Genomic DNA, 12,716 nt, shown 5'->3' on the forward strand with positions numbered 1-12,716 from the left:
TGGCAGAGGGCAGGTGCGGGGCAGAGTTACGGGACAGGCACAGGTCGGGCAGGCGCGGAACGGGGGGGGCAGTGGCGGACAGGGCCGCACAGGGGCAAGGACACGCACGGCGGCGGGGCGCGCGTCAGGCAACCCAGATGCGCGCGGCGCGCAGGTGATCCTCGACCGTGCGGGCCCAGTCAGGGCGGATGGTGAACAGCGCGCCACGATGTGCCTGCCATTCCTCGGCCAGCGTGTCCAGCAATGCGGGGCGCGTGGCGACCCGTTCCACCACCACCCAGCGGTTCCATTCATAGGCCACGGACCAGTCGGCCTCGTTCACGCGGGCCTCGGGCAGGCGGTAGTGAAAGGTGGGCCGGCCGCCCTTGGCCTGGCCCTTGGGCAGGGCGGCGTGGACGCGGTCGGGCTCCAGATGCTCCAGCAGCGGCAACAGATCGAGGCCCCGGTTGCGCGTCGGCGTCAGCTCCAGATACGCGTCGGTCAGTGCCGGGACATCCCAGCCCGCGCCGTCCGCCGCCAGCCGGTCCAGCAGCGCGCGGGGCCAGGGGTCGACGAACGGCAGCAGCCGGCGCGTGGGATCGACGGGATCGGCGGCGCGCAACCAGTCCTCCAGCAGGCCATAGGCGCGTACCACCGGCACCACCGCCCCCGGCGCCACGATCTCGGGGTTGAGGTGCAGCCCGAAGCCGAAGCGCAGCGCCTCGCGGGTGCCGCGCGCGCCGGCCATGCGCAGCGCGGCCACCAGCCGGTCGGCCTCGGGCAGGGCGGCGGGGGCCAGCGGCGGGGTGACGATCTCCAGCGGGACCAGATCGCCCAGCGCCTCCAGCAGCAGCCCCTCCAGCCCGTCGCGGGCCAGCGCGCTGTCGATTTCCACCGTGACATCGCCCAGCACGCTGCCGGCGATCCGCAGGCGGCCGTCGCAGGCCACCTCGATCCGCCCGCCCCACAGGCCCTGCACCAGTTCGGCCGTGGCCCCGAGGTCGAGGCCCGCGAATTCCACCTCCAGCCCGGCACGGCGATCGGCGCCGTCGGCGCGGTGGGCCACCGGCAATGCCCAGAAGGCATGCCGGTCGATGCGGCTGGTCACGCTGGAGAGGCTCGCGGGGCTCATGGTCGCAGATTAGGCGCGGCGCGGCCGGGTTTCCAGCGCCGCCCCCGGCGTCGGCGGCCGCCCGCGCGTCGAGGTCGCCCGTCGAGGTCGTCCGTGGCGGCCGGGCGTTGGTGTCGTGCGCGGGGCCGGGCGCGGGGACACCTGTGCCGTGCGGATCACCGGCCTAGGGGCTCAGCCGGGTCACGGTCCACGGCGCCTGCGGGGTGGCGCGCGCCCAGCGGAAGCGGTCGTGCAGACGAAACGCCCCGTCGGCCCAGAACTCGATCTCCAGCGGCGTGATGCGGATGCCGCCCCAGAACGGCGGCCGCGGCGGGTTGGTGCCGAATTCGGCGGTGCGGCGGGCGACCTCGGCCATCAGGGCGCCACGGCTCTCCAGCGGCTGGCTCTGGCGCGAGGACCACGCCCCCAGGCGGCTTTTCAGCGAGCGGGAGGCGAAATAGGCGTCCGCCTTCGCCCCGTCCTCGCGCGAAGTGACGCCGCGCACGCGGATCTGGCGGCGCAGGGATTTCCAGTGCATCACGAAGGCCGCCTTGCCGGCGTGGTCGATCTCGGCGGCCTTGCGGCTGTCATAGTTGGTGTAGAACACGAAGGCCGCCGCCTCGACCTCCTTGAGCAGGACCATCCGCGCGTTGGGCAGCCCGTCCGCGTCCACCGTCGACAGCGCGATGGCGTTGGGGTCGTTGGGCTCGGAGCGTTCGGCCTCGGCCAGCCAGGCGCGGGATATGGCGAAGGGGTCGTCTCCGGCGAAGATGCCGCTGCGGTCGGCCATGCGTGTCTCCGTGGTTGGTGGTGCCGGTATGGCGGGGTGCGTCGGGGGGTGCAAGCTGCGCCCACAACATGCGGCCGACGGGCGGGCCGGCAAGGGCGGGACCACCGCTGGCGCGGCCTTGATGCGCCCGGGGCGATGGCCTAAAGCACAGTCTGGTTTGCACTTGAGCGGGGCACGCAGACATGTCGATGCAGCTGATGGACGGCCGACGCGGCCTGATCATGGGGGTCGCCAATGACAAGTCCATCGCCTGGGGTATTGCGCGGGCCTGCGCGGGGGCGGGCGCCCGGCTGGCGTTTTCCTATCAGGGCGAGGCGCTGAAGAAACGGGTGGAGCCGCTGGCGGCCTCGGTCGGGTCGGATCTGGTGCTGCCGTGCGACGTGGGGGACGCGGACTCGCTGGATGCGCTGTTCGACGCGGTGAAGGAGGCGTGGGGCGGGCTCGATTTCGTCGTCCACGCCATCGGGTTCTCCGACAAGGCCGAGCTGCGCGGCCGCTATGTCGATACCACCCCGGACAATTTCCGCCGCACGATGGACATCTCGGTCTATTCCTTCACGGCGGTGTGCCAGCGCGCGACGGCCCTGATGGGGCCCGGCGGATCGTGCCTGACCATGAGCTATTACGGCGCCGAAAAGGTCATGCCGCATTACAACGTCATGGGTGTGGCCAAGGCCGCCCTGGAGGCCAGCGTGCGCTACATGGCCGAGGACCTGGGCAAGGATGGCATCCGCGTCAACGCCATCAGCGCGGGGCCGATCAAGACGCTGGCCGCGTCGGGCATCGGCGATTTCCGCTACATCATGAAGTGGAACGAGCTGAACTCGCCGCTGCGCCGCAACGTGACGCAGGACGAGGTCGGGCGCTCGGCGCTGTATCTGCTGTCGGACCTCGGGTCGGGCGTCACGGGCGAGGTGCTGCATGTGGACGCGGGCTACCACGTCGTCGGCATGAAGGCCGTGGACGCCCCCGACATCTCCACCGTCACCGCGCGCGAAGGGTAACGCCATGACCGACCGCCTGCCGCACGAGAAGGGCTTTCACGTCAGCTGGGACCAGATCCACCGCGACAGCCGCGCGCTGGCCTGGCGGCTGGACAAGCACGGCCCCGGCGCGGACGGCGCCTGGCGCGCGGTCGTCGCGATCACCCGCGGCGGCATGGCGCCCGCGATGATCGTCAGCCGCGAGCTGGACATCCGCACCGTCGACACGATCTCGGTCAAGTCCTACAACTGGCAGGACCAGACCGCGCCGCGCGTGATCAAGAACCCCAGCCCCGAGACCATGGGCGAGGGTGGCGAGGGCGTGCTGATCGTCGACGACCTGGTGGACACCGGCCGCACGCTGGAACTGGTGCGCAGCCTCTACCCCCGCGCCCATTTCGCCACCGTCTATGCCAAGCCCGAGGGCCGCGGCATGGTCGACACCTTCGTCACCGAGGTCAGCCAGGACACCTGGATCTTCTTTCCCTGGGACATGGCGCTGCAATACGTCGAACCGTATCGCGGCCGCTGAGGCGCGACCGCATCGACCCTTGCGCTGCCGCCCTCGGGACGGGATAGACGGTGCTGGCAGCCGAAGGGGGTGGTCTTGGGCGACGTGATCTCGCTGGCCGGGCAGAACCTGATCTCGCCCATGATCCTGTGCTTTGCGCTGGGGATGGCGGCGGCGCTTGCACGCTCGGACCTCAGCTTTCCCGAGGCGGTGGCCAAGGGGATGTCGCTGTATCTGCTGTTCGCCATCGGCTTCAAGGGCGGAGTCGGCGTGGCCGCGCATGGGGTCGATACCGGGCTGGTTCTGGCGCTGGGCGCAGGCGTGGTGCTGTCGGCGGGGCTGCCGTTCGTGGCGTTCGGGCTGTTGCGGGTGCTCACGCGGCTGTCGGTGACCGACCGGGCGGCGGTGGCGGCGCATTACGGCTCCATCTCGATCGTGACGTTCGTGGCCGCCTCGGCGCTGTTGCAGGGGCAGGGGATCGCGTTCGAGGGGTACATGGTCGCCGTCGCCGCCGCGATGGAGGCGCCGGCGATCCTGGCGGCGCTGTGGATCATCAGCCGCGCGGGCGGGCGCCCCGACGACAGCCCGGGGCTGTGGCGCGAGATCCTTCTCAACGGCTCCATCGTGCTGCTGGTGGGCGCCTTTGCCATCGGCTGGATCACCGGCGAGGACGGTCTGGCCGACATCTCGGCCTTCATCGAGGCCCCGTTCCGGGGGGTGCTGTGCCTGTTCCTGCTGGACATGGGGCTGGTGGCCGGGCGTGGCCTGCGTCAGGCGCGCGGTGCGTTGTCGGCCGGCGTGCTGGGCTTTGGCGTGGTGATGCCGCCGGTCGGGGCCGCGATCGGGCTGGGCGCGGGGCTGGTGATCGGGCTGTCGCCGGGGGGCGTGGCGCTGATGATGGTGCTGGCGGCCTCGGCGTCCTATATCGCGGTGCCGGCGGCGATGCGCGTGGCCCTGCCCGAGGCGAACCCGGCGGTGTCGCTGACGCTGGCGCTGGGGGTGACGTTTCCGTTCAACCTGACGCTGGGCATCCCGCTGTATCTGGCGGTGGCCGGCGCCGTCGCTGGCTGAGAGGGGGGGGCACACCATGAAGATGCACGACGCCAAGCGGGTGGAAATCCTGGTCGAGGCGATGATGGAGACCCGCCTGACCGACGCGCTGGGCCGCGCGGGCGTCACCGGATATACCGTCCTGCCGGTCTCGGGCGGGTCGGGCCGGTCGGGGCCGTGGTCGCGCGAGGGGCAGGTGGGGCGCGCGGCCGGCATGGTGGCCGTGGTGTGCCTCGTGCGCCCCGACCGGCTCGATCCGTTGCTGGAGGCGGTGTTCCCCGTCCTCGACCGCCACATCGGGGTGGTCAGCGTCACGGACACGCAGATCCTGCGGGCCGAGCGGTTCTGAAGGCGGCGCCCGAAAACCCCCTCCGGCGGTGCTCCGGCGCCGGGGTCAGGCAGGGGTCTGGCACGGCGGTCTGACACGGGGCTCCGCACGGGTTTGGCGGCGCGATTGTAATCCGGCCGCATCCGTGACATGGTCACGACCTCGATATCGGCGGACAACCGCCGAGACCGGTCGCCAGCCAGCGGCCCGGGGCACTGCTCATCAGGCGGTGCAATACTTATGCTGGCCAGGTCGGCCCGCCCCGTACCGTCACCAGACGAGAGGAGCGCGATGTACCGCAAGATCCTTGTCCCGGTCGATCTCGGCCACCTCGATGTGCTGCAAAAGGCGCTCGCAACCGCGGGTGATCTGGCGAAACACCACGGCATCCCGGTGATCTATGTCGGGGTGACAGGCACGGTGCCCGACGCCGTCGCCAGAACCCCGCAGGAGTTCGCGCGGAAACTGCACGACCTCGCGGCCGCCGAGGCCGAACGGCACGGCATCACCGCCACCGCCCACCCGCTGACCAGTCCCGATCCGTCGGCCGACCTCAGCCGGGTGCTGCGGCGCGCGGTGCGGGAACTGGGCGCCGATCTGGTGGTGATGGCCAGCCATCCTCCCAGCCCGCTGGACTGGCTGATGCCGTCGCAGGGCGGCAGCGTCGCCGAACATTCCGAGGCGTCGGTCTTCATCGTCCGCTGACCCCCAGCGCGGCGCATTCCACATCCCCGCGCCGGGTCCCGCCCGGCGCCTTGACCCAACCCGAGAGGACAACCGCATGAGCGACCCGCGTGTCGACTCCGATGCCGCCGAGGCACAGGACCAGACCGAGGACACCCCCGAGGTCGAACCGATTCCCGAACCCGAGGGCGATACCGAGATCATCGAGACCGATTTCGAGATCGGCCAGGACAACTTTGCCAAGAGCTGGACACTGTCCTTCGACATCCACCAGGTGGTGTTCACCTGGTCGGCGCTGGCGATCCTGGCCTTCATCATCCTGACGCTGGCGTTGCAGGACGAGGTGGCGCCGATCTTCACCGCGATGCGCGACTGGCTGACCACCAACCTCGACTGGTTCTTCCTGCTGTCGGGCAACATCTTCGTGCTGCTGTGCCTGGGGCTGATCGTCTCGCCCCTGGGCAAGATCCGGCTGGGCGGACCGGACGCCACGCCGGATTACGGCTACATGGGCTGGTTCTCCATGCTGTTCGCGGCCGGCATGGGCATCGGGCTGATGTTCTTCGGCGTCTCCGAACCCATGAGCCACTACGCAAGCTCGATGGGCGGCATCAGCGTGGGCGAGGACGGCCTGCGCACCGACTGGGCGCCGCTGGGCGGGGCCGAGGGCGACCAGGCGGCGTCCGAGCGGCTGGGCATGGCCGCGACGATCTTTCACTGGGGGCTGCATCCCTGGGGGATCTATGCGGTTGTGGCGCTGGCGCTGGCGCTGTTTTCCTACAACAAGGGGCTGCCGCTGACGCTGCGCTCGGCGTTCTATCCGATCTTCGGCGATCGGGTGTGGGGCTGGCCGGGCCACATCATCGACATCCTGGCGGTGTTCGCCACGATCTTCGGGCTGGCGACCTCGCTCGGGATCGGGGCGCAGCAGGCCTCGGCCGGGTTCGATTACCTGTTCGGCTTCGGGGCCACCGACTTCGGCATGGTGGTGCTGATCATCCTGATCACCGCCGCGGCGCTGGCGTCGATCGTGCGCGGCCTCGATGGCGGGGTGAAGGTCCTGTCGGAGGTCAACATCGCGCTGGCGGCACTTCTGCTGGTGTTCATCATCGCGGTGGGGCCGACGTGGGATATCTTCACCGGGTATTTCGCCAACCTCGGGGCGTATGCGGTGAACCTGCCGGCGCTGTCGATGCCGTTCGCGCGCGAGGACAGCAACTTCGTCTCGGGCTGGACCGCGTTCTACTGGGCGTGGTGGATCAGCTGGTCGCCGTTCGTGGGCATGTTCATCGCCCGCGTCAGCCGCGGCCGCACGGTGCGCGAGTTCCTGTTCGCGGTGCTGATCGTGCCGACGCTGCTGTCGGTGCTGTGGATGACCGCGCTGGGCGGCACGGCCATCAGCCAGGTGGTCAACGACGGCTTCACCGGTGCGCAGGACGCGGCGCTGGAGCTGCAGTTGTTCGCGATGCTGGGCGAGCTGCCGCTGGCCTCGATCACCTCCTTCGTGGGGATCGTGCTGGTGCTGGTGTTCTTCATCACCTCGTCGGATTCCGGCTCGCTGGTCATCGACACCATCGCGGCGGGCGGCAAGATCAATGCGCCGGTCGTGCAGCGGGTGTTCTGGGCCATCGTCGAGGGGCTGGTGGCGATCGCGCTGCTGCTTGGCGGGGGGCTGATCGCGCTTCAGGCGATGGCGGTCTCCACCGGGTTGCCGTTCACGATCGTGCTGCTGGTGGCGTGCTATGCCATCGTCCGCGGGCTTCTGAACGAGCCGCGCTGACGGCGTTGCGGCACTGCGGCGTCAATGAAAACGGCCCCTTCGGGGGCCGTTTTTTTGCGTTGCAGCAACAATGTCGGATCGTTCTCCCTGATGATCGCCTTTTGATTGCCGCAAGGGGGTAAATTTCCTATGCTGTACCGGACGCGGTGGAGGACGAGTCATGGGACAGCGTTTCGGCGAACGGCGTTCGGATATCCATGTGCGGGGGGGCACCGTGCGGGGGCGGCACGGGGATCGCTGTCGAGGGACGTGGCGGGCCATGCGGCCCTGAGACGCCCGACCCCGATGACGTGATCCGCAGGACGGAGACCCCTGAGATGACCCCACAGATCGTGCGCGCCCTCGACCCGCTGGACGGGGACGAGATCTATCTGGCTGAAAACGGCGGCTGGACCCGTGATCCGCAGGCCGCGGCCCGGGCCCTGACGGGGCCCGAGGCGGCGGCGCTGCTGGCCGTCGCCGGGATGCAGCCCGACGCGGCCGAGGACCCGGACCTGGTGCCGGCCCCCGCCCTGCGTCGGCGTGCCGCCGTCAGCCGCCCATCCGCCGCCGGCGCATGGCCAGCAGCCGCAGTCGCAGCGCGTTGAGCTTGATGAACCCGGCCGCGTCCTTCTGGTCGTAGGCGCCGGCGTCGTCTTCGAAGGTGACGTGGCTCTCGGAGTAGAGCGAGTGCTCCGACCAGCGCCCCACGGTGCGCACGAGGCCCTTGTAGAGCTTCAGGCGCACCGTGCCGGTCACATGCGCCTGGCTGTGGTCGATGGCGGCCTGCAGCATCTCGCGCTCGGGGCTGAACCAGAAGCCGTTGTAGATCAGCTCGGCGTAGCGCGGCATCAGCTCATCCTTCAGATGCGCCGCACCCCGGTCCAGCGTGATCTGCTCGATGCCGCGGTGGGCCTCCAGCAGGACCGTACCGCCGGGCGTCTCATAGATGCCGCGGGACTTCATGCCGACGAATCGCCCCTCCACCAGATCGAGGCGGCCGACCCCGTGCCGCCCGCCGATCTCGTTCAGGCGTGTCAGCAGGGTTGCGGGCGACAGCGCCTCGCCGTTGATCGACACCGCGTCGCCGCGCTCGAACCCGATCTCGATGAACTCGGGCGTGTCGGGGGCGTCCTCGGGGTTGGTCGTGCGCTGATAGACGTAGTCGGGCGCATCCTCGGCCGGGTTCTCCAGCACCTTGCCCTCGGAGGAGGTGTGCAGCAGGTTGGCATCGACCGAGAACGGCGCCTCGCCGCGCTTGTCCTTGGCGATGGGGATCTGGTGGTCCTCGGCGAATTTCAGAAGCGTGGTGCGGCTCGACAGCTTCCACTCGCGCCAGGGCGCGATCACCTTGATGTCGGGGTTGAGCGCATAGGCCGACAGCTCGAACCGGACCTGGTCGTTGCCCTTGCCGGTGGCGCCATGGGCCACGGCATCGGCGCCGGTCTCGGCCGCGATCTCGATCAGCCGCTTGGAGATCAGCGGGCGCGCGATGGAGGTCCCCAGCAGATACAGCCCCTCGTACACCGCATTGGCGCGGAACATCGGGAAGACGAAGTCGCGCACGAATTCCTCGCGCACGTCCTCGATATAGATGTTTTCGGGCGCGATCCCCAGCAGCTCGGCCTTGGCGCGCGCGGGTTCCAGCTCCTCGCCCTGGCCGAGGTCGGCGGTGAAGGTGACGACCTCGCAGCCGTATTCCACCTGCAACCATTTCAGGATGATCGAGGTATCGAGGCCACCGGAATAGGCGAGCACGACCTTGCGCGGCTTGGACATGGGCAGGGGCACCTTCGGATCTGAGTGGTTTGCGGTGGCTTAGAGGGGTTTGCAGCGCCCCTCAAGGGGCCGCGCCGTCCTCGTGCTTGAGCAGGAGCACCAGCGCGGCGGCGCACAGCGCGATCCCCGGCAGCACCAGCGCGGGCGGCGGGGTCTGGCCCAGCGCCAGCTCCCACACGATCACGAAGCTGGGCACGAGGTAGGTATAGGCCATCACCTTGGCCGACGGCAGCCGCATCGCGGCATAGCGCAGCAGCAGAAAGGTCACGGCGGTCGCGGGGATGCCCAGATACACGGCGGTGATCCACACGATGGGCGGCAGCGCGCCCCAGTCGGTCGCCAGCAGCGCGCCCCCCGACACCGCCACCAGCACCGCCAGCCCGCCCAGCATCACCAGAAGCGTGCTGATCGCCGCAGGCTCGCCCCGGTTCAGCCGCGCCACCAGCGGGGTGAACAGCGCATGCGCCGCCGCCAGCCCGCCCAGCCCGAACGACCCCGCCACCAGCGCCGCGAACCCCAGCATCGCCAGATGCCCGCGCCGGCGGTCGTGGGCGGCGGTGTCAGGCAATGGGCCACTCCTCGGCGCAGGCCTTCAGATGCGCCAGCACCGCCTGCACCTTGGCCGAGCGGTGCAGGTCCACATGCGTCACCAGCCACAGCGGCGCCTCCCATTCTGGGCGCGCGGGCAGTGCGGCGACCATCCCCTCGGTGCGCCATGGCGGCAGGAAACCCAACCCGGCACCGGCGATCACCGCCTCCTCCAGCGCCGCCAGATCGCTGCCGCGAAAGGTGATGGCGCTGGCGGGCACATGCGCGGCCAGCCAGCGCAGGGAGGCGACGGGGCTGTCGGCGCGCTCGGCGCCCACGAACCGGTGCCCCTCCAGGTCATGCGCGCCCGCCGGCAGGCCGTGCGCGGCGACATAGGCGGGGGCGGCCCACAGCGCGTGGCGGATGCGGCCAAAGGGCTGGACGACGTTGTCGGGTTCCTCGGGCTGGGGGCCGGCGCGGATCGCGAGATGCGCCTCGCCGTATTCCAGGCGAAACACGCGCGGGTCGGTCATCAGCCGCACCACGACGCCCGGATGCGCGGCCTGGAACCGGATCAGCGCGGGCGCGAGGAACCGCGTCAGCTCGGGGATCGCGGTGATGGTCAGGTCGCCCGCGACATCCGTCCCGCCCACGCCCAGCCGCGCGGCCAGCTGCGCGAACTGCTCATCGGTGGCGCGCGCGACGGACAACAGTTCGGTGCCCGCCTCGGTCGGGGTATAGCCGCGCGCGTGGCGCTGGAACAGCCGCAGGCCCAGCCGCCCCTCCAGCGCGTCGACGTGGCGGATCACGGTGGCGTGGTGCACGCCCAGCATGTCGGCCGCGCCGCTGACGGTGCCGGCGCGGGCAACGTGATAGGCGATGCGGATCTCGTCCCAGCTGTCGAACCCGGCCATGCGCTCCCCCTGCAATGCGGGCGCATCAGCGCATATCGCGGCAGGGGTGGCAACCGGGGGATCAGCCCTCGGCGTGCAGGGCGGTGGCGATCACCGCCAGACAGTCGCCGGTCTGCACCAGTCCGGGGAAATGGCGCGCCGCCAGCACCCCGCCACGCCGCGCGACATGGTCGAGCGGCATCAGACCGGTGCGATCGACGGGCCAGATGCGGGCGATGACCGCGCCCTTTTCCACGGTCTCGCCGAGGTCCACCAGCGGCTCCACCAGCCCCTCGCAGGTGGCGAAGTGGTAGCAGTCGTCGTCCGGCATATCGAGCAGCACCGTCGGCCCCACCTCGGGGGTGCCGCGCAGGATGCCCGCGTGCATCAGCACGTTGCGCGCCCCGCGCCGGGCAATGCGGGCGGTGCGCGCGGTGGCGGTGCCGCCGCCGCCGAGTTCCGTGGTGACGAACACCTTGCCCTGCGCCTCCACCGCCGTGTCGTACATGCCGACGTTGTCGATTTCGCGCAGCATCAGGGTATAGGGCGCGTTGAAGGCGGTGACGGCGGCCACGCAGGCCTCCTGCTGGGAGCGGCTGTCGAGGTAGTGCGCACAGGCGAAGGGCAGGAAGTCCAGCGTCTTGCCGCCCGAGTGGTAGTCGAGCACGATGTCCGCCATCGGCACCAGCACGTCGTTGAAGTAATCCGCGATCTTCTGGGTGGCGGTGCCGTCGGGCCGGCCGGGAAAGGCGCGGTTCAGGTTGACCTGGTCGATGGGCGAGACGCGGGTGGCGGCGCGGAACGCGGGGTAGTTCATGTAGGGGATCAGGATGATTCGCCCGGTGACATCGGCGGGATCGATCTCGTGCGCCAGCGCCTGGAGCGCGATCGGCCCCTCGTATTCGTCGCCGTGGTTCGCCCCCGTCAGCAGCGCGGTCGGCCCGTCGCCGTTGGCGATCACCGTGACCGGGATCATCACCGCGCCCCAGGCGCTCTCGTTGCGCGAATGCGGCATCCGCAGGAAGCCGTGGTGCTTGCCGGTGGCATCGAGGTCGATGGTCGGGCGGATCGGGTTGGTGGGGTGGTGCATGACATCTCGCAGGGGTTGGGCGCCGCCCCGGACAGGGGCGGCACCGATGGGATCAGTCCTTGACCAGGAGCTTGCGCGGCACATCCGCGAGGCACTCGGGCGCGCCGTCGGTGATGACGATGCTTTCGGTCAGCTCGAAGCCCCAGTCCTCCATCCACAGCCCGGTCATGAAGTGAAAGGTCATGTTGGGCCGCAGCTCGGTCCGGTCGCCGGCACGCAGCGAACATGTCCGCTCGCCCCAGTCGGGCGGGTAGCTCATGCCGATAGAATAGCCGGTGCGGTTGTCCTTGACGATGCCATGCCGCGCGAGCACCGCAAAGAAGGCGTTGGCGACATCCTCGCAGGTGTTGCCCGCGCGTGCCATCTCCAGCCCGGCCTCCATGCCGTCCTGCACCGCGGCCTCGGCATCGAGGAACTGCTGCGTGGGCTTGCCCAGAAAGATCGTGCGCGACAGCGGGCAGTGGTAGCGGTTGTGCACGCCCGCGACCTCGAAGAACGTCCCCTCGCCGGCCTTCATCGGCTGGTCGTCCCAGGTCAGGTGCGGCGCCGCCGCGTCGGACCCCGACGGCAGCAGCGGCACGATGGCCGGGTAATCGCCGCCGCAGCCCAGGTCCGGGTCGAAGCGGATGCCCGCGTCCCAGATCGCCGCCACCAGGTCGGACTTGCGCAGGCCCGGCTCGATCGTGTCGAAGATGCGGGCGTGGATCTTCTCCACCCGGCGGCCGGCGCGGCGCATGTATTCCAGTTCCAGCGGCGACTTGACGATGCGTTGCCAGTTCACCAGCGCGGTCGCGTCCACGATCTCGGAGGTCAGGTTGGTGGCCAGCGACCGCCAGGCGGCGGCGGAAAACCAGTAGTTGTCCAGCTCCACCCCGATGCGGCCCCTGTCCCAGCCCCGGTCGTGCAGCCGCGCGGCCAGATAGTCCATCGGGTGCCGCTCGGTCGACTGGACATAGGGGTCGGGGTATCCGATGGCGTTGTCGTCCGACATCCAGCAGGTGCGCACCGCGCCGTTGGCGTCCTGCCCGCGCCCGAACCACAGCGGATCGCCGTCCGGCCCCACCACCACCGCCTGATGCACATAGAACGACCAGCCGTCGTAGCCGGTCAGCCAGCCCATGTTGGACGGGTCCGACACGATCAGCACATCGAGGCCGCGCCGTTCCATCTCGGCGCGGGTGGCCGCCACCCGGGCCTGATATTCCTGGACCGGGAAGCGGGGGGTGGGGTT

At 70.1% G+C, this 12,716-nt stretch carries 14 protein-coding genes; 7 read left to right on the forward strand and 7 right to left on the reverse strand.

Annotated features, from left to right (window positions below; genetic code table 11):
• Positions 1–124: 124 nt before the first annotated feature.
• Both CCR87_RS02250 and pdxH read right to left on the reverse strand, forming a co-directional pair.
• Entirely contained in the window at positions 125–1,111 is a 987-nt protein-coding gene (locus CCR87_RS02250) for an amidoligase family protein (RefSeq protein ID WP_201155743.1), read from the reverse strand.
• Between the two features lie 163 nt (positions 1,112–1,274).
• Positions 1,275–1,880 carry a pyridoxamine 5'-phosphate oxidase gene (gene pdxH / locus CCR87_RS02255; RefSeq protein ID WP_201155745.1) on the reverse strand — a complete coding sequence of 202 codons (606 nt, stop codon included), beginning with the start codon at positions 1,878–1,880 and terminating at the stop codon, positions 1,275–1,277.
• Between the two features lie 182 nt (positions 1,881–2,062).
• Between pdxH and fabI the strand changes: the two genes are divergently transcribed.
• The 7 genes from fabI (at position 2,063) to CCR87_RS02290 (ending at position 7,803) form a co-directional block, all read left to right on the forward strand.
• Positions 2,063–2,884, forward strand: coding sequence for an enoyl-ACP reductase FabI (gene fabI / locus CCR87_RS02260; RefSeq protein WP_201155748.1), 822 nt, complete (start codon positions 2,063–2,065; stop codon positions 2,882–2,884).
• A 4-nt stretch (positions 2,885–2,888) separates the two neighbouring features.
• Positions 2,889–3,395 (forward strand): xanthine phosphoribosyltransferase, encoded by a 507-nt coding sequence (gpt, locus tag CCR87_RS02265; RefSeq protein WP_201155749.1) that lies wholly within the window; start codon positions 2,889–2,891, stop codon positions 3,393–3,395.
• 75 nt (positions 3,396–3,470) lie between these two features.
• Entirely contained in the window at positions 3,471–4,445 is a 975-nt protein-coding gene (locus tag CCR87_RS02270; protein ID WP_201155751.1) for a sodium-dependent bicarbonate transport family permease, read from the forward strand.
• 16 nt (positions 4,446–4,461) lie between these two features.
• Positions 4,462–4,773 carry a P-II family nitrogen regulator gene (locus CCR87_RS02275; RefSeq protein WP_201155753.1) on the forward strand — a complete coding sequence of 104 codons (312 nt, stop codon included), beginning with the start codon at positions 4,462–4,464 and terminating at the stop codon, positions 4,771–4,773.
• Positions 4,774–5,043: 270 nt separating this feature from the next.
• Entirely contained in the window at positions 5,044–5,457 is a 414-nt protein-coding gene (locus tag CCR87_RS02280; RefSeq protein ID WP_201155755.1) for a universal stress protein, read from the forward strand.
• Positions 5,458–5,533: 76 nt separating this feature from the next.
• The gene (locus CCR87_RS02285) at positions 5,534–7,216 is read left to right on the forward strand and encodes a BCCT family transporter (protein ID WP_201155757.1); all 1,683 of its coding nucleotides are present in this window, start codon (positions 5,534–5,536) and stop codon (positions 7,214–7,216) included.
• 317 nt (positions 7,217–7,533) lie between these two features.
• Complete coding sequence (locus CCR87_RS02290; protein ID WP_201155759.1) at positions 7,534–7,803, forward strand: DUF2849 domain-containing protein; 270 nt, start codon at positions 7,534–7,536, stop codon at positions 7,801–7,803.
• On the opposite strand, the gene CCR87_RS02295 is transcribed toward CCR87_RS02290, so the two are convergent.
• The 5 genes from CCR87_RS02295 to doeA all read right to left on the reverse strand — a co-directional run.
• Complete coding sequence (locus tag CCR87_RS02295; RefSeq protein ID WP_201155760.1) at positions 7,748–8,974, reverse strand: argininosuccinate synthase; 1,227 nt, start codon at positions 8,972–8,974, stop codon at positions 7,748–7,750. The two genes, CCR87_RS02290 and CCR87_RS02295, sit on opposite strands and share 56 nt — an antisense overlap.
• A gap of 61 nt (positions 8,975–9,035) precedes the next feature.
• On the reverse strand, positions 9,036–9,542 hold the full coding sequence (locus CCR87_RS02300) for an EamA family transporter (protein WP_201155762.1): 507 nt from the start codon (positions 9,540–9,542) through the stop codon (positions 9,036–9,038).
• Complete coding sequence (locus CCR87_RS02305) at positions 9,535–10,416, reverse strand: LysR family transcriptional regulator (protein WP_201155764.1); 882 nt, start codon at positions 10,414–10,416, stop codon at positions 9,535–9,537. The genes CCR87_RS02300 and CCR87_RS02305 overlap by 8 nt, the downstream gene beginning before the upstream one ends.
• 61 nt (positions 10,417–10,477) lie before the next feature.
• Positions 10,478–11,485: a N(2)-acetyl-L-2,4-diaminobutanoate deacetylase DoeB gene (gene doeB, locus CCR87_RS02310; RefSeq protein WP_201155766.1), complete on the reverse strand. Its 1,008-nt coding sequence runs from the start codon at positions 11,483–11,485 to the stop codon at positions 10,478–10,480.
• Between the two features lie 52 nt (positions 11,486–11,537).
• On the reverse strand, positions 11,538–12,716 hold a 1,179-nt coding region (gene doeA / locus CCR87_RS02315; protein WP_207186521.1), incomplete at its 5' end, for an ectoine hydrolase DoeA.

It is taken from the genome of Rhodobaculum claviforme (assembly GCF_016653255.1).
GTDB lineage: Bacteria > Pseudomonadota > Alphaproteobacteria > Rhodobacterales > Rhodobacteraceae > Rhodobaculum > Rhodobaculum claviforme.